The 22,517-nt window shown below is 65.0% G+C and carries 16 protein-coding genes; 5 read left to right on the top strand and 11 right to left on the bottom strand.

The window, feature by feature from the left end:
* Window position 1: 1 nt before the first annotated feature.
* The 3 genes from KOL99_RS21770 to KOL99_RS04225 form a co-directional block, all read right to left on the bottom strand.
* Window positions 2-3,850: a FecR family protein gene (locus KOL99_RS21770; RefSeq protein WP_216509222.1), complete on the bottom strand. Its 3,849-nt coding sequence runs from the start codon at window positions 3,848-3,850 to the stop codon at window positions 2-4.
* Window positions 3,851-3,859: 9 nt separating this feature from the next.
* Window positions 3,860-5,371, bottom strand: a complete 1,512-nt coding sequence (locus KOL99_RS04230; protein ID WP_236025759.1) for a tetratricopeptide repeat protein — start codon at window positions 5,369-5,371, stop codon at window positions 3,860-3,862.
* A gap of 175 nt (window positions 5,372-5,546) precedes the next feature.
* Window positions 5,547-7,514 carry a CHASE2 domain-containing protein gene (locus KOL99_RS04225; protein WP_216509220.1) on the bottom strand — a complete coding sequence of 656 codons (1,968 nt, stop codon included), beginning with the start codon at window positions 7,512-7,514 and terminating at the stop codon, window positions 5,547-5,549.
* A gap of 136 nt (window positions 7,515-7,650) precedes the next feature.
* Here KOL99_RS04225 and KOL99_RS04220 point away from each other — a divergent pair, with 136 nt between their 5' ends.
* The 4 genes from KOL99_RS04220 (at window position 7,651) to KOL99_RS04205 (ending at window position 12,254) form a co-directional block, all read left to right on the top strand.
* Entirely contained in the window at window positions 7,651-9,954 is a 2,304-nt protein-coding gene (locus KOL99_RS04220; RefSeq protein ID WP_216509219.1) for a GspE/PulE family protein, read from the top strand.
* A gap of 71 nt (window positions 9,955-10,025) precedes the next feature.
* A complete protein-coding gene (locus KOL99_RS04215; protein ID WP_216509218.1) occupies window positions 10,026-10,361 on the top strand; it encodes a hypothetical protein in 336 nt (111 codons plus the stop codon).
* A 111-nt stretch (window positions 10,362-10,472) separates the two neighbouring features.
* Window positions 10,473-11,069 (top strand): OmpA family protein, encoded by a 597-nt coding sequence (locus tag KOL99_RS04210; RefSeq protein ID WP_216509217.1) that lies wholly within the window; start codon window positions 10,473-10,475, stop codon window positions 11,067-11,069.
* 180 nt (window positions 11,070-11,249) lie between these two features.
* Window positions 11,250-12,254, top strand: coding sequence for an SDR family oxidoreductase (locus KOL99_RS04205; RefSeq protein WP_216509216.1), 1,005 nt, complete (start codon window positions 11,250-11,252; stop codon window positions 12,252-12,254).
* Window positions 12,255-12,459: 205 nt separating this feature from the next.
* Here KOL99_RS04205 and KOL99_RS04200 read toward each other — a convergent pair whose 3' ends face one another.
* Window positions 12,460-13,197 (bottom strand): response regulator, encoded by a 738-nt coding sequence (locus KOL99_RS04200; protein WP_216509215.1) that lies wholly within the window; start codon window positions 13,195-13,197, stop codon window positions 12,460-12,462.
* Window positions 13,198-13,510: 313 nt separating this feature from the next.
* Here KOL99_RS04200 and KOL99_RS04195 point away from each other — a divergent pair, with 313 nt between their 5' ends.
* Complete coding sequence (locus KOL99_RS04195) at window positions 13,511-14,617, top strand: DUF362 domain-containing protein (RefSeq protein ID WP_216509214.1); 1,107 nt, start codon at window positions 13,511-13,513, stop codon at window positions 14,615-14,617.
* Between the two features lie 52 nt (window positions 14,618-14,669).
* Here the strand turns inward: KOL99_RS04195 and KOL99_RS04190 are convergent, their stop codons facing one another.
* From KOL99_RS04190 to KOL99_RS04160, 7 genes are all read right to left on the bottom strand, one after another.
* Window positions 14,670-16,283: a hypothetical protein gene (locus tag KOL99_RS04190; protein ID WP_216509213.1), complete on the bottom strand. Its 1,614-nt coding sequence runs from the start codon at window positions 16,281-16,283 to the stop codon at window positions 14,670-14,672.
* 64 nt (window positions 16,284-16,347) lie between these two features.
* Window positions 16,348-17,718 carry a sigma-54-dependent transcriptional regulator gene (locus KOL99_RS04185; RefSeq protein WP_216509212.1) on the bottom strand — a complete coding sequence of 457 codons (1,371 nt, stop codon included), beginning with the start codon at window positions 17,716-17,718 and terminating at the stop codon, window positions 16,348-16,350.
* Between the two features lie 79 nt (window positions 17,719-17,797).
* Window positions 17,798-19,279: a two-component system sensor histidine kinase NtrB gene (locus KOL99_RS04180; RefSeq protein WP_328759614.1), complete on the bottom strand. Its 1,482-nt coding sequence runs from the start codon at window positions 19,277-19,279 to the stop codon at window positions 17,798-17,800.
* Window positions 19,280-19,367: 88 nt separating this feature from the next.
* Window positions 19,368-20,039 (bottom strand): type II secretion system protein, encoded by a 672-nt coding sequence (locus KOL99_RS04175; protein WP_236025757.1) that lies wholly within the window; start codon window positions 20,037-20,039, stop codon window positions 19,368-19,370.
* Window positions 20,039-20,971 carry a transketolase family protein gene (locus tag KOL99_RS04170; protein WP_216509211.1) on the bottom strand — a complete coding sequence of 311 codons (933 nt, stop codon included), beginning with the start codon at window positions 20,969-20,971 and terminating at the stop codon, window positions 20,039-20,041. The genes KOL99_RS04175 and KOL99_RS04170 overlap by 1 nt, the downstream gene beginning before the upstream one ends.
* Before the next feature lie 148 nt (window positions 20,972-21,119).
* Window positions 21,120-21,944 carry a transketolase gene (locus KOL99_RS04165; RefSeq protein WP_216509210.1) on the bottom strand — a complete coding sequence of 275 codons (825 nt, stop codon included), beginning with the start codon at window positions 21,942-21,944 and terminating at the stop codon, window positions 21,120-21,122.
* 22 nt (window positions 21,945-21,966) lie between these two features.
* Entirely contained in the window at window positions 21,967-22,449 is a 483-nt protein-coding gene (locus tag KOL99_RS04160) for a hypothetical protein (RefSeq protein ID WP_216509209.1), read from the bottom strand.
* Window positions 22,450-22,517: the final 68 nt, after the last annotated feature.

The following is a 22,517-nucleotide window of genomic DNA, read 5'->3' as shown; positions in this document are numbered from 1 at the left end:
CCTACCTCGCCATGCCCGCCGCCGTCCCCGTGAAGGTGCCGGCACCGTTGGCGTTGATCCTGCCGCCCGCCACGCCGTTGAACTGGACGTTGGCCATCCCGTTCACCACGCCGCTGTTGCCGTAGAAGTCGAGGGCTCCCGACCACTTGTTGCTGGTGGTGTCCCACTGCTTGATGCTGAAGGTCGGGGTGATACCGGAAACGCCGTAGCCGGTGCCGGAGGTGGCCTGGTTCAGGGTGACGCTGCCGAGCATCGTTGTGCCGGAGTAGGTGCCGCTGATCTTGTCGGTCGCGAAGAGCTGCGCCCGACCGGTGGCGTCCCGCGCGAAGAAACGGAGGTCATTGACGCTGACGGTGAAGTTCGCGTTGCCCCCACTGAAGTCCGCCTTGCCCACCTCAACCGCGGGGATGTTCAGCTTGTCCAGCGTCGCTCTGCCTGTCGCCGTCGATACCAGGGCGAGGTACTTGCCGGTCTCCATCCAGACGCCCGAGGTCATCGCCTGCAGGCTCGTGGGGTTGAAGGTCCCGACGGTCTCGCCGATGAAAATGCCGGTGGTCGGCGTCGCCGCCACCATGTCCAGCCAGCCACCCTTCACCCCGGCGTAGAGGACGCTGGTGGCGGGGTCCCAGGGCGAGCCCGCCATCTCGCCGGCAAGGACGTAGGAGGCGACGGTGCTGTCGGTGAGGGCGAAGGCGAGGTGCCAGTTGGAGCCGGTGGTGGGAGGCGCGCTGTAGGGCGCGTAAAGGGCTAACTGTCCGATGCCCCAGTCGGGGGACGTGCTGATGAAGCTCCGGGTGTAGCTGCCGGGAAGCCATCCGGTCACGTTGGGGACGCCGCTGAAATAGGTTCCGGTGGCCCCGAAGTTTGTGGTCACGGTGCTGATGCCCGCCGCGCTGTTCAGGTTGGCGGCGCTGATTCCGCCGGTGGCGAGCTGGACGGGGTAGAGTTCGCCGTCGCCCATCCAGAGGCTGGTCATCTGGTCGAGGAAGCCGCCGAACTTGCCGCGCAGCACCCCAGCGTTCCCGGCAGGATCGACGTAGAGGGCGTTCATGATGCCGACGATGCCCGGGGCGCTCCCCCCGCCGCCGGTGTTGACCGCGGCTACCAGGTTGCCGTTGTAGGCGCCGCCGTCAAAGGTGACGGCCTGGCCGCTGGGGAGGTCCTTGGAGAAAATCGGGGCATTGAAGACGTAGCCGCCGGCGCTCAGGCTCTGGCTGGGCGTGAAGACGCCGACCGCCTTGAAGTCCGCGGCAGAGGCCATGCTGCTCCCCCACAGGGACATCCCCCCCATCACGCCGTCGAGGGAACCGTAGGAGACGACGCCCCCGTTTGCAAAGCGGGTGAGCTGGGCTGAGCTGCCGTTGATGGTGTTGAAAAAGGTGACCGGGTGGGCCATCCCGGCCGCGACGCCGTCAAAGGTGGTCCCGTTGAAATGCCCGGCGGCGATGCCGTCGAAGTCGCGTCTGAAGGAGCCCGGGCTCTCGCCGATGGCGTTCAAGGTGCCGAGCCAGGTCCCGCTGCTGCTGGTGCTGCTGATGCTGTTGATGTACAGCTGCCCGAGGATGGTGTTGTCGGTACTGGTGGTTCCGCTCAGCAGGGAGAAGCGCTGTTGATCGAGACTGCCGGTGAAGGTGCCGCTCATGCCGGGCGCCACCCAGAGCTGGACCGGGTCGGTGGCGGCGCGGCTGTAGAAACGAACCGGGTCGAAGCTGACCGTTCCCGTGCTGTTGCCGCCGTGCAGGCTGAGGGTGGTGGCGATTTGGGTCGGAAAGCCCAGAGCGCCGGCGGTGGTTGGGTCGGCGAGTAAAGTCTTGATGTCGATGAAGGCGCCCGTGGTGACGGCCCCGAAGGTCGAGGTGCCGGTGCTGGAAGTGGCGGAGTTGGTGCTGCCGACCAGGCTCCCCGCCAGCAGCTTCACGTCACCCCGGCCCAGGTTGCCCCAGACACCGTAGGCGTCGGCGTTCAGCGCCCCCTCTTGCCAATTGCCGAGGGAGATGACCTTGACGGCATCGCTCATGGGCGTCGTCCCGTCAGGGCTGCCCCCCCACTCCGCGTTGGTGACCAGCACGAACTTGTCACCGGTGCCCACGTAGGAACCGAAGGACTCCCTGCTCCAGATGCCGAAGCTCGGGTCGGCTGAGAAATAGCCGAGCTTGATCACGTCGCCCCGGTTGGTCATCGCGCCGGTTTCATTGAGCCCCGCATCGAAGAGGAACCCCTCGCTCGGGTTCCTGTCGTATTTGGACCCGGAGCCGCTCGTGGTGCTGGCGTCGAAGATGGCGTGCCCGGGACCCACCTCTACCACCGGGCTGCCGGTTGTGGTCGGGTTCCACCAGGCGGAGCTGAAATCAGCGGGTTTGAGACCGATGGCCGATGTGAGCTCGTTGAGCTTCAATGTGCCGTCAGCGCTGGTGCCGTAGCCGGCGGTGGCGGTGCCCGTGATGGTGCCGGCAAAGGTCCCCTGCATGATGCCGGCCTTGCCGGTGGGGTCGATGTAGAGAGCGCAAAGGCGGGTCTCCGTCGCGCCGCTGCCGTCCAGCGACATGCCGCCGAAGTAGCCGGCGTAGGCCCCGTTGTCGGCGGTGGTGTCATTGGTCGTGCCGGGGGAGGCGGAATTGAAGTTGCCCAGCCAGTAGTGGTTGGGCTGCTGCAGCGGCGGCGCCGGGTAGCTTCCCTTGAGGGTGGCGCTCGTGGCGTTGCCGGTCCAAAGCGACGTGGTGCCGGAGAGCGTCTGGGCGATGCCGCCGTCGTTGATGATGGTTGGCAGGCTGGACTTCGGATCGATGGTCCCTAGCCGCGACATGAGGTTGGCACCGAGGGCACTATTGAAGTAGGTGGTCGGTGTCGGTGTGCCGCTGCCGGTTGCGTCGGTGACCGGGATTATCACCGAGGTGGTCGGCTGGGTGCTGGTCGTCGTCGACACCGGGCCGGTGGAGGTGGTGGGCAGCCCTCCGCCCAGCGGCAGCGTGTCCGCGGGCAGACCGGCAGCGTAGCCGGTGGTTCCGGTGGTTCCGGTGGTTCCGGTGGACCCGGTGGACCCGGTGGACCCGGTGGACCCGGTGGACCCGGTGGACCCGGTGGATGTGGTGGAGTCGGTGCCACCGGTGGAGGTGGCGGTACTGGTGCTGTCTACGCTGGTCCCGCCGACCGAGGAGGTGCCGGAGGAGCTCTCGGTACCGGCCCCGGCGCTGGTGGTGGCGGTCCCGGTACTGGTGGTTGCCGCACCGCCCTGGGTGGTCGGGGTCACGTCGCTTTGATGGCTGTTGAGCTCGGCCTGGGTCACCGGCCGGGGCGGGGTCGGCGGCCTGCTCTTGGCGACGCTGGTCGCGGTACCGGCCACCAGGGTCACCCCCTGCGAAGGGGCGTTGACGCTGGAGGTATGCACCACGCCTTCCAGTACGGCGACGCCGGTGACGTTGCCCTGGTGATAGACGAAGAACGAGGTGCCGCGCACCCCGGCGATGGCATTGGGGGTCCGGATCTCGAAGGTATGCGGCGTTTTCCCGCCCGGCGCGGGCACCACCGTCGCCTGCACCTTGCCGCGCGGCAGGACGAACTTTCGCGCGGCGCCGGAGTACTCGCTCACGTCGAGGCGGCTTCGCTGCGCCACCTTGACAACGCTGCCATCGTTGAAGGTGATCTCTGCCCTGGAGTTGCTCTTGGTGCGGACGAAATCCCCTTTCTGCAACGCGCTCCCCTCCTTGGCCGCCACCGCCGGCAACTGACCGCCGGGCATGATATCAACCGCACCCTCGACGCGGCTCAACTTGCCGACCACCTCGGCCCAAGCCGGGACGACCAGGAGCAGCACCAGTACCGGAATCAACAACAGTATCTTCTTCAGGATCATGGCCTTCTCCTAGAAATTGAACTCTATGCCCGTGCTGACCGTGTTGCGGTCGTAGTCGTACACCTTGATGTTGGAGCGCACGGCCGTGTGGGAGTACTGAGCGGACAGGATGACGTTTTCGGTGACGTTCCAGCTCACCCCGCCGCTGCCGAACCAGGTGGTGTCGTCGCGCCGCACGTCGAAGATGCTGTTGACGTTCAGGTAGTCCTGGATGGTCACGTCGCCGGAGAGGTTCAACCTGACCCGCTCGGCCAGCGGCACCAGGGTGCTCACCGAGAACTTGTGGGACCTGTTCTCCCAGTTGCTCCCGGTGGTCTTGTCGAAGCCCCATTCGTAGCGGGCGGCCAGCATCCCCCCCTCGTTGCCGAAGCTGTAGATGTGCCCGAGCGCCGCTCCCCACTGGTTGGCGTCGCGGTTTTCGTCCGGCGCCAGCGCGGCCTGCAGCATGTCGCGGCGGGTATAGCCGGCGGAAACCTGCACGATCTGCCGCGGCGCGAGCTGCCAGGACCAGGTCGGGCGCAGGCCGTAGAGCTGCTGGTACTTCTCTTCCTTGAGCATGACGTGGCTGTAGTTGACCGGGAGGGAGAGGACGGAGTCGCCCAGGGCGAGGCCGGGGTTCAAGGTGACCGAGTTGATGATGGTGCTGGGATTCTCCTGATCCGTGTTGGTGTCGCCGTACTTGGTGCTCTGCAAGAGGTACTGGGCATTGAAGATGAAGTCGTCCGACGTCATGGGGGTGTAGTCCAGGCGGAAGCTCCCCAGGAAGGCGTGGTCGCGCTGACCGGTCGGGTTGCCGATCTGGGCCCGGGCCGCCGCATCGGAGGGGCTGGAGATGGCGTTGTCGTCGTAGAGATAGTTGAGGCCGACCGACAGGCGCAGCGGCCGGTAGCTCTCGACGATGCGCGCGAAGGACTGCTCGTACTCCTTGGCGTAGCTCGCGATCTCGGAGCTGGGATCAACCGCCACCACGGCCCGGAGCGCGTCGCGGGCCCGGTCGAACTTGCGCGAGCCGGCCAGCAGCATGGCGATCTGCAGGTCGGCGGCCTGGGCGAGCCTGGCATCGCGCCGCTTGGCGTCGGCGAAGGCGGCCAGGGCCTCGTCCCGCTTCCCCTGCCCGGCGAGGATCATCCCTTTCAGAAAGGCGCTCTGCGCCGGCTTCACGCCGGCCTCCTCGGAGCGCCGCACCCAGACCAGGGCCTGCGGCTCGTCCCCCTGGACGTGGTAGGCGTCGGCAAGCTCGAGGTAGGCGTCCAGCACCGGCGGCGTCAAGGTCGCGGCATCGTTGAGGTCCTTGATGGCGCCGGAGAGGTCACCCGCCTGCTTGCGCGCGAGGCCGAGGTAGAAGGCCGCCACGGACGAGCCGGGCTGCGCGGCGCGCGCCTTTTCCAGCAGGGCCTGCGCCTCCTCGAAGTTCTCGATCCGGTACTGCACGATCCCCTCTTCGAGGTCCCCCGCCCGGGCGGGAACCGCGCAGGCGAGACAGGTGATCAGCGACAATGCTGCCAGTGATGCGGGTTTCATCACGGTCCTCCTTATCTACTGCAATCAAAATCCGTCTTCGTCAGCGCTCCTCCTCCCGGAGGGGGGAGGTCGGGTGGGGAGAAGTTCAGGCAAACGAACCAGGTCCCCCTCCCTGGCCTCCCCCTCCGGGGGAGGGGATAGACTCCCTCTCCCGGGGGGCGAGGGTACCGAGTAGCTACTTCTCTGTCAGTTTCTGCGGTTCGTGGTCGGCGCACTCGGTGATCGGCGCGGCACCGTCGATACTGCGGGCCTCGTACAGCGTCACCGGCTGCTCCTTCCCCTTCACGATCACCCGGCGCACCCCGGTCAAACCGATGCCCCGCAACGTGCCGGCCGCGACGCCGTCGCGCAGCCGCGCCACGGTCTTCTCGGTTACCAGGATGCCGGCCCCGAAAGTGCGGGTGAGCGACTCGACCCGGGAGGCGAGGTTCACCTCGTCGCCGATGACCGTGTAGTCCATCTTCTTCCCCTCGGCGCCGATGTTGCCGACGATGACCTCGCCGGTGTTGATGCCGATGCCGCAGGAGAGCTTAGGCTTTCCCTCGCGGTCCCACTTTTCGTGCAGCCTGGCGAGCCGCTCCTGCATCTCCAGCGCGCAGCGCACCGCGCGTTCGGCGTGGTCGGGACAGGGAAGCGGTGCGTTCCAGAACACCATGATCGCGTCGCCGATGAACTTGTCGAGGGTACCGCCCCACGTGAGCACCACGTCGGTCATCTCGCCCAGGTACTCGTTCAAAAGGGCCACCACCTCTTCCGGCGCGTGCCGCTCTGAGAAGGTGGTGAAGCCTCTCACGTCGGAAAAGAGCACGGTCACCTCGCGTTTTTCCCCACCGAGCCGCGCCAGGGCCGGGTTCTCGATCAGCTCGTTGACGATGGTCGTGGTGACGTAGCTCGAGAACATGGCCCGTATGCCGCGGGCGCGGCGCTCCTCCACCGTGTAGTTCCAGGCGGTTACCGACACGAACATGCACAGCGCGTTGCCCAGCGGGCAGGCGAGGTTGATCCAGATCCCGTAGCGACAGAAAAGGACCTGCGCGCTGGCGGCGATGCAGATCATCCAGAGCAAGGTGGCCGTCGCCCCCCACGCGAGCCCGAGCCGGCTCAGCAGCAGCGCCATGCCCAGCCCCGCCACGATCACGAAGGCGAGGTCTTCGACAAGGCTCGCCTTGACCAGGAACCGCTGTTCCAGGATGTTCGCCGCCACGGTGGCCTGCTTCTCCACGCCGGGAAAGACCGCGGTGAAGGGGGTCACGCGCAGGTCCAGGATCCCGACGGCCGAGGCCCCGACGAAGACGATACGGTTCCCCAATTCCTTCACCCCCACCTTGCCGTCGACGATGTCGGCGATGGAGATGTGACGCAGGGTGTGCCCCGGTCCGTAGTAGGTGATCGGCATCCGCCCCCAGCGGTCGGTCGGTACCTCGGTCCTGCCGATTTCGATCGATCGCGTCGCCCGCACCTTGAGCCGTTCCGGTGCGATCCCCTTATAAACGGCTGCGGCGCGCAGGCCGAGGGAGGGGTACAGGAAGCCGTCGTGGGCGACCAGGAGCGCCTCCCAGCGCAGCGTGCCGTCGAAGTGGTCCGGCAGCATGTTGATGTGCGCCAGCGCCATGGCGCCGTCCAGCAGCGGCCGCACCGGGATGATGGGGACCCCTCCGGAGGTGATGGGCGGAAAATCGCGGTAGAGCTGCGCATCCTGGACCGCGCTCAGCCCGAACGGCTCGAGCGGGGGAGCTTTCTGCGCCGGGGTCTTGCTCTCGAAGTCGAAGGCGACGGGGAGGATGACGTTGCCGGCATCGGCCAGGGCCGCTCCCAGAACCCGGTCGCCCCGGTCGCTCTCGGGGAAGATGACGTCGAACGCGACCACGGCCGCCTGGGCCTTGGCCAGCTTCGCTACCAGGTCCGCCATCGTCGCCCGGCTCCAGGGCCAGCGCCCCAGCCGCGCCAGGCTCTTTTCGTCGATGGCGGCTATCACCACGCTGTCCGGCGCCGGTACGGGTCCGCGCAGGTGGAAGCGCAGGTCGTACAGCTTCGCCTCGGTCATCTCGACCGGGAGCGGGTTTTCCATCAGCAGCAGGCAGAACGCGACGGTAATGGCGCAACCGATCAGGAACCGTATTGTGGCTGTGCTGACTCTACCCATCACGAAAATCCTTCAGTGACCAGATAACCTGCCGAATAGCTGTACTTAGGACGTTTCGGGACCAGCTTTCGAAACTTTAAAAGAAGCTCTGTGTCTGAGACAAATACCGGCTGAGAGTGTCGAGGATGGAGACGAAATGGCAGAAGGCAACCTGCTCAAGGAACAGCTCGAACAGCGCAAGAGGTTCATGGAGAAGATCAACGAGATCCATTCCTCCGGGAACCTCAACACCATCCTGATCGAGCTCAAGGACAGCATCGCGGACCTGTTCAAGGCCGAGCGGCTCACCGTTTATGTCATCGACCAGAAGCGCAAGATGCTGATGTCCAAGGTGAAGTCGGGGGACGAGATCCAGCAGATTACCGTTCCCATCGGCAGCGGCAGCCTGGCCGGCTACTGCGCCCTCTCCGGCATGGTGGTCAACATCAGGGACGCCTACGACGACCACGAGCTCAAGATGATCAACTCCGAGCTCTCCTTCGACGTCAACTGGGACAAGAAAACGGGGTTCCGCACCCGGCAGGTGCTCTGCGTCCCGATGAAATTCAACAACTCGCTGATCGGGGTGATGCAGCTCATCAACAAGAAGGTCGACACGGCCTTCGACGACACCGACATCAGCTACGCCACCGAGCTCGCCACCTCCCTTTCCATCGCCATCCACAACATCTTCAGGCTTTCCGCCTCGGCGAAGCTGATCCGCAACAAGTCGCGCTACAACTACCTCCTGGACAAGAACCTCCTGGACGAGGCGGACATCCAGAAGGCCTCGCAGCATCCCGACGCCGCCAGCGTCGGGCTGGACCAGCTGCTGATGCGGGACTACAAGATCTCGCGCGAGGACATGGTCAAGTGCCTGAGCCTCAACTTCGGCACCGAGTTCGTCAGTTTCGACCCGGAGCTGCCCCGGCTGGACGAGATCCTGAAACGGATCCGCCCGGACCGCCTGAAGAAGGAGCGCTGGGTACCGGTCAAGGTCGACAACAGCGTGCTGCAGGTGGCCATGGAGGACCCGACCGACCTGGCCAAGCAGGATCTCATCAAGTTCATCTTCCAGGAGTACAAGAGGATCAGCTTCGTGGGGGCGTTCCGCGAGGACATCTTCAAGTTCGTCGACCACTACTATCGCCTGGCGCAAAGGGAGGGGGAAGGAGCCGCCGCCAGCGTCTCCGATCTCCTCTCAAAGCTGGACACCTCCGACGATCCCGAGGTCGAACAGGAGGTGCAGCGGGTATCCGAGCAGGACAGCGTCATCGTGCAGCTGGTCAACAAGATCATCTGCGAGGCGTTCGACCGCAAGGCCTCCGACATCCACATCGAGCCGCAGCCCGGGCGCGAGGACGTGCAGGTGCGCCTGAGGATCGACGGCCGCTGCATGCTGTACCAGCGGATCCCCTACAAGTACAAGCACGCCATCACCTCGCGCATCAAGATCATGTCCGGCCTGGACATCTCCGAGCGGAGAAAGCCGCAGGACGGCAAGATCGACTTCAAGAAGTTCGGGCCGCTCCCGGTCGAGCTCAGGGTCGCCACGCTCCCCAGTTCCGGCCAACTCGAGGACGTGGTGCTGCGCATCCTGGCCTCGGGCGAACCGATCCCCTTCGACAACCTGGGACTTACCGAGCGCAACCGCCAGGTGTTCGCCGAGAACATCCACAAACCGTACGGGCTGATCCTGGTGGTCGGGCCGACCGGCAGCGGCAAGACCACCACGCTCCATTCCGCGGTCTCCACCATCAACACCCCCGAGACCAAGATCTGGACCGCCGAGGACCCGATCGAGATCACCCAGAAGGGCTTGCGGCAGGTGCAGGTGAACAACAAGATCGGCTTCACCTTCGCCTCCGCCCTGCGCGCCTTCCTGCGCGCCGACCCGGACGTGATCATGGTGGGCGAGATGCGCGACGAGGAGACCGCCTCCATGGGGGTGGAAAGCTCGCTCACCGGCCACCTGGTCTTCTCCACCCTGCACACCAACTCGGCCCCGGAAACGGTGACCCGGCTCCTCGACATGGGGCTCGATCCCTTCAGCTTCTCCGACGCCCTCTTGTGCATCCTGGCCCAGCGCCTGGCGCGGCGGCTGTGCGGCGCCTGCAAGGAGAGCTACCGGCCGGGTCCGGCCGAAATCGCCGAGATCGCCGCGGAATACGGTGAGGAGCAGTTCCAGGCGCTGGGGCTCGATCCGGCGACTATCCAACTCGCCCGCGCCAATGGGTGCCCCAAGTGCAACGGCTCCGGCTACAAGGGAAGGCTCGGCCTGCACGAACTGCTTGATTGCGGCGACGACATGAAGGCCTTGATCAAGGGGAAAGCTGAAGTTGCGCGACTACGAGAGCAGGCCATAGCGGATGGCATGACGACCTTGAAGCAGGACGGGATACTCAAGTGTCTGCAGGGGCTCACTGACATCCACGAGGTGCGGCGGGTCTGCATCAAGTAGGTGGTTGTCTTTCCGGCAGGGATAGGATATATACTGTTGCTTGCTACAACCTTTTCGGCACACAGTCATCCATGATCAAAAAGACTCTTAGCCATAAAAGCCTGCTGTTACTGGCCACCTGCATCACCTCGATCTGCATCCTCGCGTTCGGGATGCGGGGACCGGACCTGTCGCGCCCAAACCATCCCAAGCCGAAACCCCGCGCCTACATCGAGGAGCAGTTCAAGAAGTCGCACCAGAGCATGGTCAAGAAGGCCCTGGATCACTTCCCGGCCGAACTGGCGCGCGGCTGCGAGCCCGTTGTCCACACCGTCTTCCATACCTCGTGCCCGCCCGTCTTCCGCGGCGTGGCAGCCTCCCCGCTTTTCTCGAATCTTTCCCGGGCGCCCCCTGCCCCCGCTGTTTGACATCCGCTACCGAAGCAACGATTTTTCGATCACCACAGTGAAAGAACCGCGGCCTTCGCGTCCGCGCGCTCCGTCGCGTCCACTATCACCAAAGCATAAAGGGAGGACTCCATGAAAAACATTCTGAAGCGGCTCGTGCCGGTTCTTTGCACCGGCGTATTCATCGTCAGCGGCTGCGCCAAGCAGCAGGCCGTCAAGTCCGACCAGGCCGTCGCACCGTCCGCGACCACCCAGCAGGCGGCGCCCGCCCCGGTTCAGGCTCCCGCGCCCGTCTCCCAGGCCACGCCGACCACGACCGCGCTGCCGTCGACAGCCATCAAGGCGGAGCCGATCCAGTCGCAGCCCGCGCCGCTCACCCAGAAGGAAGCGGCCCTCGTCGGCGCCCTGGAGAAGATCTATTTCGACTTCGACTCCGATGTGCTGAGCGATGCGGCCAGGAAGACCCTGACCGACAATTACGCCAAGCTCAAGGGGAGCAACGTGAAGATCCGCATCGAGGGGAACTGCGACGAACGCGGCTCCGACGAGTACAACCTCGCCCTGAGCGAGCGCCGCGCCCAGGCCGCCATGAAATACCTGGTCGCCCTGGGGATCCCCGCCAGCCGCCTCTCCACCATCGGCTACGGCGAGGAGAAGCCCGCCGTCTCCGGCCACGACGAGGCCGCCTGGTCCAAGAACAGGCGGGACGAGTTCAGCATCAACAAGTAGAACGACAGCCAGTATTACGTATCGAAAAAGGGCCGCAGCAGCGGCCCTTTTTTTTCGTGCTAAATCAACTGCCCAGCCCCTATTGCAGACGACACATCTGGTATTCTAGTGGGCGTCGCATTGGCCAATACCAATGAACAGCCTCGCCACCTGCGAGATGGCGGGACGAAGGGGGCTACCGTGGCGTCAGTCGAGAAAAGAGTGGTTGTAGTGACCGGTGCTTCAGCAGGGTTGGGGCGGGCGATCGCACAGGCTTTCGCGCGCGAGGGGGCGAGCATAGGGCTTTTTGCCAGGAACCAGGAGCGACTGGAGGCGGCCAAAGCTGAGGTGGAACAGCTGGGGGGAAAAGGGCTGGTACTGGTGGGGGACGTGGCGGACGCGCAGCGCATAGAAGAGGCGGCGGAGGAGGTCGAGCGGGAGTTCGGCCCCATCGACGTCTGGGTCAACAACGCCATGACCTCGGTGTTCTCCCCCTTTGACCAGATGACCCCTGAGGAGTTCAGACGGGTCACCGAGGTGACCTACCTCGGCGCGGTGCACGGCACCATGGCGGCGCTGAAGCGGATGCTGCCGCGCGACCGGGGCATGGTGATCCAGGTGGGATCGGCGCTCTCGGAGCGGAGCATCCCGCTGCAGTCGGCCTACTGCGGCGCGAAACACGGCATGAGGGGCTTCACCGACTCGATCCGGTGCGAACTGATCCACGCGAAGAGCCGGGTGCACCTCACCATGGTGCAACTACCCGCCATGAACACGCCGCAGTTCGATTGGGTGGAGTCGCGGCTCCCCAACCGGCCGCAGCCGGTCCCCCCCATCTACCAGCCGGAGGTGGCGGCGCAAGCCATCGTCTGGGCCTCGCACCACCGGCGCCGCGAGATCTACGTGGGGCTTCCGACGGTCAAGGCCATGTGGGGCAACAAGTTCATCGCCGGCCTGCTCGACCTCTACCTGGGCCTTACCGGCTATAAGTCTCAGCAGACCGACGAGCCGGAGCGGCCGGACCGCCCGGCCAACCTCTGGCAAACGGTACCCGGGCCGTACCACGCGCACGGGCGTTTCGACGCCCGCTCCAAGGGGTTCAGCACACAGGTCTGGCTCTCGGAGAACAAGTGGGGCCTTGCCACGTTGCTGGCAGGAAGCGCCGTCTTCACCGCCGCTTTGTGCAGCATCAGGAGGAGGCGCTGAGGCGTGCGTGAGCGAGGCGAAGGGCAACTCCCCCTGTCCCCCGCGCGGTGAACCTTCGCGGAAAAGGGGGGGGACGTAATGCCCTTATTCAATCCGGCGTGGCTCCTTGGTCCCAACTCACAGGACTCGAAATGGCAAATCTTTGCCAAAGCAAAAGGGGGGACGGCTTTTGCCGTCCCCCCTTGTTTTGTCCACCCCGGTCCTGTTACTCCTTGCTCTTCTTGAAGTAGGCCAGGAACTCCTGCCGGGTGAGCCATTTCTTGCGCACCAGGTGCTCGATGCTGCGGCTCATGGCCTGACGTTCTCCGTCCTTCATCTCCCCCTTGAGCAGCACGAAGAACGGGATGTTCCTCGTCTGCGGGTAGAGCCGGAAACGCTCAAGGAGCTCGAAGGCGGCCTGGTCCGGGAGCATCAGCGCGCAGAACATCATGTACGGGTGGATGATGGTGCCCAGCGCCACCGCCTCCTTGGCGGTATAGGCGTTCACCACCTCGAAGCCGAGCTTGGTGATGGCATGCTGCACCTGCTCCTCCCCCTTGCGGGTCACCAGCATCACCTGCAGGTCGTAGTCATCCGACTCGTCGGTCAGCCCCAGCTGCTTCAGCTTCCTGGTCAAGTACGCCGTGTCGATGGGGAGGGTGAAAAAGCCCGCCACCGGGAAGACCGCGCCCACCTGGCCGATCTCGCTCAGGTACATGGGGAGGATCGGGATCTCGCGGGTCGCCTGGTTCTCCTTCAGGGCCAGCAGGACGCCCCAGCCGTCGTCGGACCAGGGGGAGAGGTCCAGAAGGATCGCCCTCGGGGTGCAACCGGAAAGTTCGGAGACCTTGGCGGTCCTGGCGCGGTGCCCCCCTTCGGCGAGGTAGCTGCAGACGATGGCGCCGCGCTCCACCCGCTCGCCCAGTCCCATGATCCAGAGTTCTCGTTCGTCACATTCGATCATCGGTACTCCTTTATCGTTCCCGGCTCCGCGTGCTCCTGCCTGGTGACTGGGGCGGACGCGGCGGCCTCGGGGGCCGAATTTTTAATGGTTTGCGGGGCGCCTCCGCCCCAAGCCCTGCCTGCGGCCGGCGGCCGTGATGCCGCTCCTGAAGCGTCGTTCCCGTTTTCAGCGAGCGGACTACCCTGAGAATTTTTAATAAATAACATATTTTACGGCCAGAGCAAGAAAAAGTTACGTGCTGTTGAATTGGCCGGCGATATGTGATACCAATCGCAGATCGTCTTATGGGTATCGTGTAAAGGAGGGGAAGCTTATGAAGAGCAAGGTGTTTTTCGCGGACATGAGGGCGGGGGTCAAGGAGAACCTGTTCGGCAAGATCGGTCGCCTGATGCGGCAGGCGGGGCTCGCCCAGAGCGTGGCCGCCGGCGACCTGGTCGCCGTCAAGGTCCACTTCGGGGAGCGGGGCAACCACACCTTCATCCGCCCGATCTTCCTGCGCCGCGTGGTCGACGAGATCAAGGCGCTGGAGGGAAAACCGTTTCTGACCGACTCCTCCACCCTCTATCCGGGCGAAAGGAAGGAGGCGGTCTCCGCGCTGGCCTGCGCCGTCGAGAACGGCTTCGCCTACGCTGTGGTCAACGCCCCCCTCATCATGTGCGACGGCCTCAAAGGGCATAACGCCAAGGACGTGCAGGTCGACGGCGAGATCCTGAAGACCGTGAACATCGGCGCCGAGATCCTGGAAGCGGACGCGCTCCTCGCGGTCTCCCATTTCAAGTGCCACGAACTGACCGGGTTCGGCGGGACGCTGAAAAACCTCGGCATGGGGTGTTCCAGCCGCACCGGCAAGATGCAGCAGCACTCCACGGTGGCGCCCAAGGTGGCGGAGCGCTTCTGCAACGGCTGCGGCGTCTGCCTGAAATCCTGCGCCCACGCCGCCATTGCCATCCTCGAGGGGAAGGCCCAGATCGACCCGGCCGCCTGCGTGGGGTGCAGCCGCTGCATCACCGCGTGCCAGCGGAAGGCGATCAACATCCAGTGGAACGAGAGCGCGTCCCTGGTCATGCGCAAGATGGCGGAATACGCCAAGGGCGCCCTCTTCGGGAAACAGGGCAAGACCCTGTTCCTGAACTTCATCACCCAGGTCTCGCCCGCCTGCGACTGCTACGGGCACGCCGACGCCCCCATCGTGAACGACATCGGCATCTGCGCCTCGGCCGACCCGGTGGCGCTGGACCAGGCCTGCGCGGACCTGGTCAACAACGCCCGCGGCAACCAGGACACCGCGCTCGCCAGCGGCCATGAGCCCGGCGGCGACAAGTTCCGCGGCGTGCACCCCGAGATCGACTGGGAGGTGCAACTGGAGCACGCCGAGAAGATCGGCATCGGCACTAGGGACTATGAACTGGTAAAAATCTGAGAGGCGCCAGAGATCCCTCTCCCCCCGGGAGAGGGGATATGGACCACCTCCCTTATAAGAAGCTCCCGCCATCCAGAGAGATCAGCAGGGAGAAATCGTTCTCCCTGCGATCCTCGGTGAAGTTGTTAATTTCGTTGTACTCGCCTTTCACCCCCAGGCTGGTGTACCGGCTCCAGTTGAAGAAAGGGGCCAAGGGATACACGGCCTTCAACTTGGCCCCGAGTACCTCCTTGCCGGTTCCCGGCGCTCCCGTGCACTCACGCTTGTAGCCCCCCTTCAACTCGTAATCGAGCCTTTTCTCCAGCAGCTTTCCGGTCAGCCCCAAGTTCAGCGCGTACTGGTCGGTGCGCTGCGCAGCGGTAAAATCCATGATCCTCTTCAAGGAGAGATCGGGCGCCAGGGTGAACCCGCCGGCCGAGAACTTGGGGAGGAACCCGACGCTGGTGGTGGCCATCTCCCTTTGCTGACGCAACCGGTCGGTGCGCTGCGACATCCCGCCGCGCAGCCCCACGTCCCAACTCCCCGCCAGGAAGTTCACCTGCCCGGATACCGCATCCTCCGCCACCTCCTTGGGGAGCGAGCCGAGCGGCTCCCTTGCGCTGTCGATGAAGCTCTTCTTGTACTGCAGCGCGAGGGGGAGCGCCCTCACCCCGTGGAACCGGTAGTCGAACACCCCCTCGTAACGGTACAGCCTGGGAGAAAGCGGGTCGTTTTCCAGGTTGTCGTTGTAGCGGGACAGCTTCACATCGAAGACGTGGGCGGCTAGCACGGTCTCCACACCGAGAGTTCCCCCCTGGCGGTCGCGCGTGGGGCCGTCGTTCATGAGCCGGTACCTCGGCCCGGTGCGTTCGTAGAGCGCGGTGTAGCGGCTGGGTCCGAATCCACCGGAGAGTTTCAGACGGTAGGCGCTGTCGTGGAGGGGCGAAACCAGGTCGGCGGTGTTGGCGTCGTAGCTTGAATAATCGTATTCCGCCTCCGCGGCGAGCCTCCCCTTCAGCGGATCGAGCTGCGCCACGAAACCGACCACGTCCCCGCGCCTGGCGCCGGCGGTGGGCCAGCGCCCCTCCCGGTCCAGCGACTTGCGGCCGGAGAGGAAGATGGTCTTGAAACGGGCGCTCTGGTCCAGAAGCGACAGCTCCCCGGTCGCCCCGACCAGGGTATCGTCGCCCCCCTCCCCGCGCGCCCCCGAGGTGGCAAAGGTTTCCAGGGCGGCCCGGTTGCCGGAGTTCCCGGTCAGCAGGGAGAAGTGCCCGCCGCGGCCGCGCACCTCCCGCAGCGTGTTCGCGGTCTGCTGCAGTTGGAGGTCACCCATCTCCGCCAGGAGCTTGTAGCCGTTGCCGCCAAACTCGCCTCGCTGCAGCACGCAGAAGGGACCCGGCTCGCGCACGCCGTTCCAGGTCTGGGCGGGAAAGGCGGTCCTAAACTCGGTGCGGACCGGGGGAGCGCCGGGGAGCGGTGCCAGCAGGGGAAGTCCCGGCAGTTGCAGGGGGAAGATGTCCGGTTGGGAGGGGAGGGTCGCGACGGGCGCCGCGGGCTCGGGATAGGAGGCGCCGGCGAGGGACGGTGCGGCGAAAAGCGTCGCCAGCGCCAGCGGGACGAACAACGCCCCGGCAGAAAATCTGCCAGGGCGCTCGGTTTCGCTGTGGGTCCTCGGTTTCGGCTGCATCACGTGCACCAACTGCTGTGGTCTGGCACCCCTGGGGGCGCAGGGCAACCTCCGGGGATGGCTCCTACTTCAGGAAGCCGAATTTCTTCATACGGTAACGGAACGCGTCGATGCCGAGGTTCAGCTTCTTGGCCGCCTTGGACTGGTTCCAGTCGGTCATCTCCAGGGACTGCTTGATCAGCTCGCGCTCCACCTCCTCGATGTCGATCCCCTCGGGCGGGAGCTTGAAGGTCGTGAGCGGCACGGTCACCTGCGACGCCTTGGCCACGATCTCCAGCGGCAGGTTCTCCAGGAGCAGGTTCTCGTCGTTGCCCAGGATGATGGCGCGCTCGATGACGTTCTTCAGCTCGCGGATGTTGCCCGGCCAGTTGTACTCGACGAGGAGTTTCTCCGCCATGCTGGAGATCCCCTTGGTCGGCTTGCCGAACTCCTTGGAGAAGACGTCGATGAAGTGGTTGGCCAGCACCAGGATGTCCTCCTTGCGCTCGCGCAGGGCCGGGAGGAAGATCGGGATCACCTGGAGCCGGTAGTAGAGGTCGTTCCTGAAGGACTTGTCCTCGATCGCCTTCATCAGGTCCTTGTTGGTCGCCGAGATGATCCTCACGTCGACCGGGATCACCTTGGAGCCGCCGATGCGCCGGAAGGTGCGGTCTTCCAAAAAGCGCAGCAGCTTCGCCTGCATGCCGACCTCCATGTCCCCGATCTCGTCGAGGAACACGGTACCGCCGTCGGCCAGCTCGAAGAGACCTTTCTTGGAGGTCTTGGCGTCGGTGAAGGCCCCCTTCTCATGGCCGAAGAGCTCGCTCTCCAGGAGGGTGGAGGGGACGGCCGCGCAGTTGATGGCCACGAAGGGCTTGTCGGCGCGGGCGGACTCGTAGTGGATGTACTTCGCCACCAGCTCCTTGCCGGTCCCGGACTCACCCTGCACCAAGACGGTGGAAGCGTCGCTCTTGGCGACCTTGGCCATCATCTCCAGCACGTTCTTCATGTGCTTGGAGTTCCCGAGGATCTTGGGGGGGCCCTGTTTCTTGTGCTCGCTTCTTAGCTGGACCACCTCGCGGCGCAACTCGGAGGTCTCCAGGGCCTTCCTGACCACCAGCGCCATCTCGTCGAGATTGAAGGGCTTGTTGATGTAGTCGTAGGCCCCGTGGCGCATGGTGTTAACCGCGGTCTCCAGGCCTCCCTGGGCGGTCACCATGATCACCAGGATCTCTTCGTCGATCTCCTTGAGCCGCTGCAGAACCTCGAGGCCGTTGATACCCGGGAGATGGTAATCCAGCAGCACCAGCTCGGGCTGCTCGTCCCGGGCGATCCTGAGCGCGTCCTCGCCGGTCCCCGCGGTGCAGACCTCGTAGCCTTGCTTCTTGAGGTTCTGCTCAAGGGACCAGCGGATCAGGTGCTCATCGTCGACGACCATTATTTTCGCTCTGCGCATGGCGGCTCCTTAGGATGTGGTGCCGGGCTCGCGGCCCGGGGTGGTCGGGGTCTGCCGTACTGCTCGTTGCTGCGATTGATCAACCGATAACGCCGGATCTCAGGTGGGCCTGTTCCAGCTCCTCCTGGCTCGGGCAGTAGGCCGGAAGCTCCACGGAGAAGGTGGTGCCGACGCCGTCCTGGCTGACGCAGGAAAGGCGCCCGCCGTGCTGCTCGATGAGCCGGTGGCTGATGGCCAGGCCAAGCCCGGTCCCCTGGGCCTTGGTGGTGAAGAACGGGGTGAAGATCTTCTCCAGGATCTGCGGCGGGATGCCGGGGCCGGTGTCGTTGACCTGCACCCGCACCATGTCCATGCCGTCGACGTGGGCCAGCGAGCTGGAGACGGTGAGGGTTCCCCCCGACTGCATCGCCTGCACCGCGTTCAGGAACAGGTTCAGGAACACCTGCTGGATCTGCTTGGGATCGACGTACACCGGGGGCAGGTCCTCGGCGAGGTCCAGTTTCTTCTCGATGTTCTTGCCGCCGCGGTGCTGCGAGGCGAAGATCAGGATCTTCTTTAGGGCGCTGTTGATGTCGGTGCAGGTGGGCTCCGCCACGGTGGGCTTGCCGAAGAAGAGGAGGTCGTTGACCGTCTTGTCCAGCCGGGAGATCTGCTCGAGCACCTCGCCGATGATCAGGGAGCGCCCGTCCTCGGGGGAGAAGTCGTCCTTCAGGACGGTGATGGCGGCAGCGATCCCGGTGAGCGGGTTCTTGATCTCGTGGGCGATGCCGGCGGCCATCTCCCCCACCGAGGCGAGGCGGTCGGCGCGCTCCATCTGCTGGAAGTGGTAGGTCTCCAGCTCCTTCTTGGCCCGGTCCAGCCGGTCCACCATGGAGTCGAAGGAGACGATCAGGCGCCCGATCTCGTCCTTCCCTTCCGGGGTCATGCGCACCGAGAGGTCGCCCGCCTCGACGCGCGCCATGTTCTTGGCCAGCTGGTGCAGCGGCTTCTTGACGAACTTCAGCATGACCAGCGAGATGGCCAGCGACAGGAAGCCGATGATGGCAACGGTGGACATCACGAAGAGCTTGGTCAGCTCGACGATGCGCCGCCTGGTCTCAACCAGCGAGTAGTTGACGTTCAAAAGCCCGATGATACGGCTCTTGGCGCCGTGGCACAGGTTGCACTGGCGGTTGTTGTAGATCGGCTTCACCATGCCGAGCACCTCGCCGTGCCCGTCCAGGGTGAAAACCCCCTCGCGCTTGTTGTCCAGGAAAAGTTTGAAGTCGTGCTGATCCACGACGCGCCCGACCTCCGAGGACTGGGAGGACTTCAGGATCACGCCGTGGGGATGGAAGATGCGCACCCCCACCAGGTTCTCGCTCTGGCCCACCATCTCCAGGATCACCTTCACGTCCTCGGTGTTGCCGTGGCGCATGGAGTTGTACAGGGAGCGTTCGATGGTGTCGAGCAGAAGCTCGCTGGATTCACGGGCGGAGTTGACGAGCTGCATCTGTTCGCGCCGCAGCGTCAGGAAGGCGAAGGTCCCGATGCCGAACACGAGCAGGCAGATGGAAAGCACGATAACCCGCGATGTGAGACTCTTGAAAATCAGGGTGCCTCCGGTTTCGGGCGCTGCCCCCCCCTCCGGGGAGGCGGCCATTCGCGGCCTAGGGGGTGGTGGAGTTTCCTCTGTTGAACCTGGACCTTCTGGTCGATGTACCCTCGTCGGACCCCGAGGTGTCCTGCGGGGAGGTCGGAGTGGGACTGCCGCTGGTCTTCAGCCCCTGGATCGCCCCGCCGGTCGCGGTGACGGGCGGAATGCGGTCGTAGACGAATTCCCACTCGCTGTACTTTTTCTTCTTCTCGAAGTCGGCGGGGGGGAGATCGAAGGGGAAGTTCCCCTGTTTCACCGGTACCTGCTCGCTCTTCGATTTGACCCCGATGAGCTTGCCGTCCTTCCTGATCTCGTCCCACTCCTTGCCGGTGATGGGATCGACCAGGCAGTAGGGCCTCAGGTAACGCAGCTTGGCCGGCGTGTTCGGGTCCTGCAGCAGCGACTTGATCTCCGGGGGACCCGCCACCGCCGTCGGGGCGACAGCCGGCCCGTTGCTGGGGCTCTGGCTCGACACCAGCTTCCCGTCCACGACCTTGACCTTGTACCACTTGCGCAGGGCGTTCCGGATCTGGGTGCCGCGGGAGATCAGTTCCTCCTCCCGCTCACGTTTCATGGCGGTACTCCAGACCACGGCGGCGCGGCTGGCCATGATGCCGACGATCACGGCCATGACCAGCGCGCCTATGTAGGTGAAGCCTCCGTTGGACCGGAGCACCCTTGACATCATTTCTTCCTCGAAACGATCTCCCTGGCCTCTTCAATGAGGGTTTCGGCGTTGAGCCCGAAGTACTTGAGCAGTTCGTCGGATTTGCCGGAGGTGCCGAAGCGGTCGTAGACCCCCACCCTCTTCATCAGGGTCGGGCAGGTCTCGGCCAGGTACTCGGCGACCGCGCCGCCCAGGCCGCCGACCACCGAGTGCTCCTCGGCGGTGACGATGGCGCCGGTCTCTTCGGCCGCCTGGAGCACCAGCTCCTTGTCCAGGGGCTTGATGGTGCCGATGTGCAGCACGCGGGCGGAGATCCCCTCGGCCTTCAGCTTTTCGGCGGCGGTGACCGCCGCGGCAGTCATGAGCCCCGTGGTGATGAAGGTGAGGTCGGTGCCGGGGACCACGACCACGCCCTTGCCGATCTCGAACTTGTGCCCCGCCGGGAACACGCTGGGGACCTTGTTGCGCCCCAGGCGCACGTAGACCGGCCCCTTGTAAGCGGCGACGGCGCGGATGGCGCCCTTGGTCTCCTCGCCGTCGGCGGGGACAATGACGGTCATATTGGGGATGGCGCGCATGATGGCGACGTCCTCGACCGACTGGTGGCTCCCCCCGTCCTCACCGACGGTGACCCCGCCGTGGGTGGCGACGATCTTCACGTTGGCCTTCGGGTAGGCGACCGACTGGCGGATCTGCTCCCAGCCGCGGCCGGCGGCGAAGATGGCGAAGGTGGAGAGGAAGGGGACCTTCCCCACGGCGGCGAGTCCCGCCGCGGTGCCCACCATGTTGGCCTCGGCGATGCCCATGTTGAAGAAGCGGTTCGGGAATTTCTTGGCGAACACGCCGGTCTTGGTGGACCCGGAAAGGTCCGCGTCCAGCACCACTATCTTATCGTTCTCGCCCCCCAGCTCGGCCAGCGCCTCGCCGTAAGCGTCCCTCGTTGCGATCATAGTTAAGTCCCTTTCTGTAGGTGTCCGCCACCCCACGTTCCCTCCCCCGGAGGGGGAGGGTCAGGGAGGGGGAAAAAGATTTTTCGTTGCAGCCCAAGCCCCCCTCCGGGGGGAGGGGAATGCGGGGGAGCGTCTGCAACGTCCGGGTTTAGTCGCAGCACCCCAGGCACCTGAGCGCCTCGGGAAGCTCGTCGTCGTTGGGGGTGACGCCGTGGTAGGATGCCTTGTTCTCGAACAGGTGCACCCCTTTGCCCTTGACGGTCTTGGCGACGATGGCGGTCGGGGCCCCCTTGTGCGCCTCGGCCTCATCCAGGGCGGCCACGATCTGAGCCATGTCGTGCCCGTCGATCTCGATCACGTTCCAGCCGAAGGCCTTGAACTTGTCGGCGATGGAGGAGACGTTCATGACCTTGGCGACGTCGCCGTCGATCTGCAGGCCGTTGGAGTCGATCAGCGCGCAGAGGTTGTCGCTCTTGTAGTGGGCGGCGGCCATGGCGGCCTCCCAGATCTGCCCTTCCTGCAGCTCGCCGTCGCCGAGCACCGCGTAGACCCGGTTCTCCTTGCCGTCCAGCTTGAGGCCAAGCGCCATGCCGTTGGCCATGGAGAGACCCTGCCCGAGGCTCCCGGTGCAGACGTCGACGCCGGGGGTTCCCTTGCTGTCCGGGTGCCCCTGCAGATGGCTTCCCAGGCGGCGCAGCATCATGAGGTCCTCCGCCGGGAAGTAGCCGCACTCGGCCAGGGTCACGTAGAGCGCCGGCGCCGCGTGCCCCTTGCTGAGCACGAAGCGGTCACGGCCTTCCCAGGCGGGATCCACCGGGTTGTGGCGCATCTTGTGGAAGTACAGCGCGCACACCATGTCGATGGCGGAGAGCGAGCCGCCGGTATGACCGGACTGCGACTTGTGCAGCGTCTTCACGATGGCGACGCGCAGGCGCCTCGCCTTTTCTTCCAGATCTGCAATCTTTTCTTTCACGAAGGTTCCTTTCAGGCTGGCTTTATTTGTCCTCGCCCGTGATCAGGTAATCGAGGATCACCTCATCCAGGCTACGATGGGCTGGAGATGCCGGGGGCGCGGCGGGGGCCGGCTGCGCCGGCGCTTCCTGGCGCGGGGGGCGCGGCGGGTCGGGCTGCGCGGGAGCGGCCTGCGGCGCGGGGGATACCGGGGGTGGTTCGACAGCGGGACGGAGCTCTTCGGCCGCGACCGCCGGCGCGCCGCCGGGGAAGATGCGGGCGTCGAACTCGCCGTTTTTCAGGCGGCGCATCATGTCCTTGTGCTGCTCTTTCATGATCGATTCGACCACCAGTTCCAGCTGCGCCACCTTGATGATGTCGGCATAGCTGGTTTTGGCGGACGCGAGGATGACCCCACCGCGGTAAAGCAAGGTGATGATGTGGGGATTGGCGACTCCGCTGTCCTCGGTCTGGACGTGGAACAACTCCCCTTTGTATCTGATGTTGTGGTTGAAACCCAGGACCATGCCTTACCTCTACGCCAAATGGCGGACCCGTCGCAAATTAGCACAGCGGGAGCGGCGTTGCAAGCGAT

The organism is Geomonas azotofigens (assembly GCF_018919395.1).
Classification (GTDB): domain Bacteria; phylum Desulfobacterota; class Desulfuromonadia; order Geobacterales; family Geobacteraceae; genus Geomonas; species Geomonas azotofigens.
Note: the sequence above shows the minus strand (reverse complement) of the source record. Positions and strands in the feature narration are given on the sequence as shown.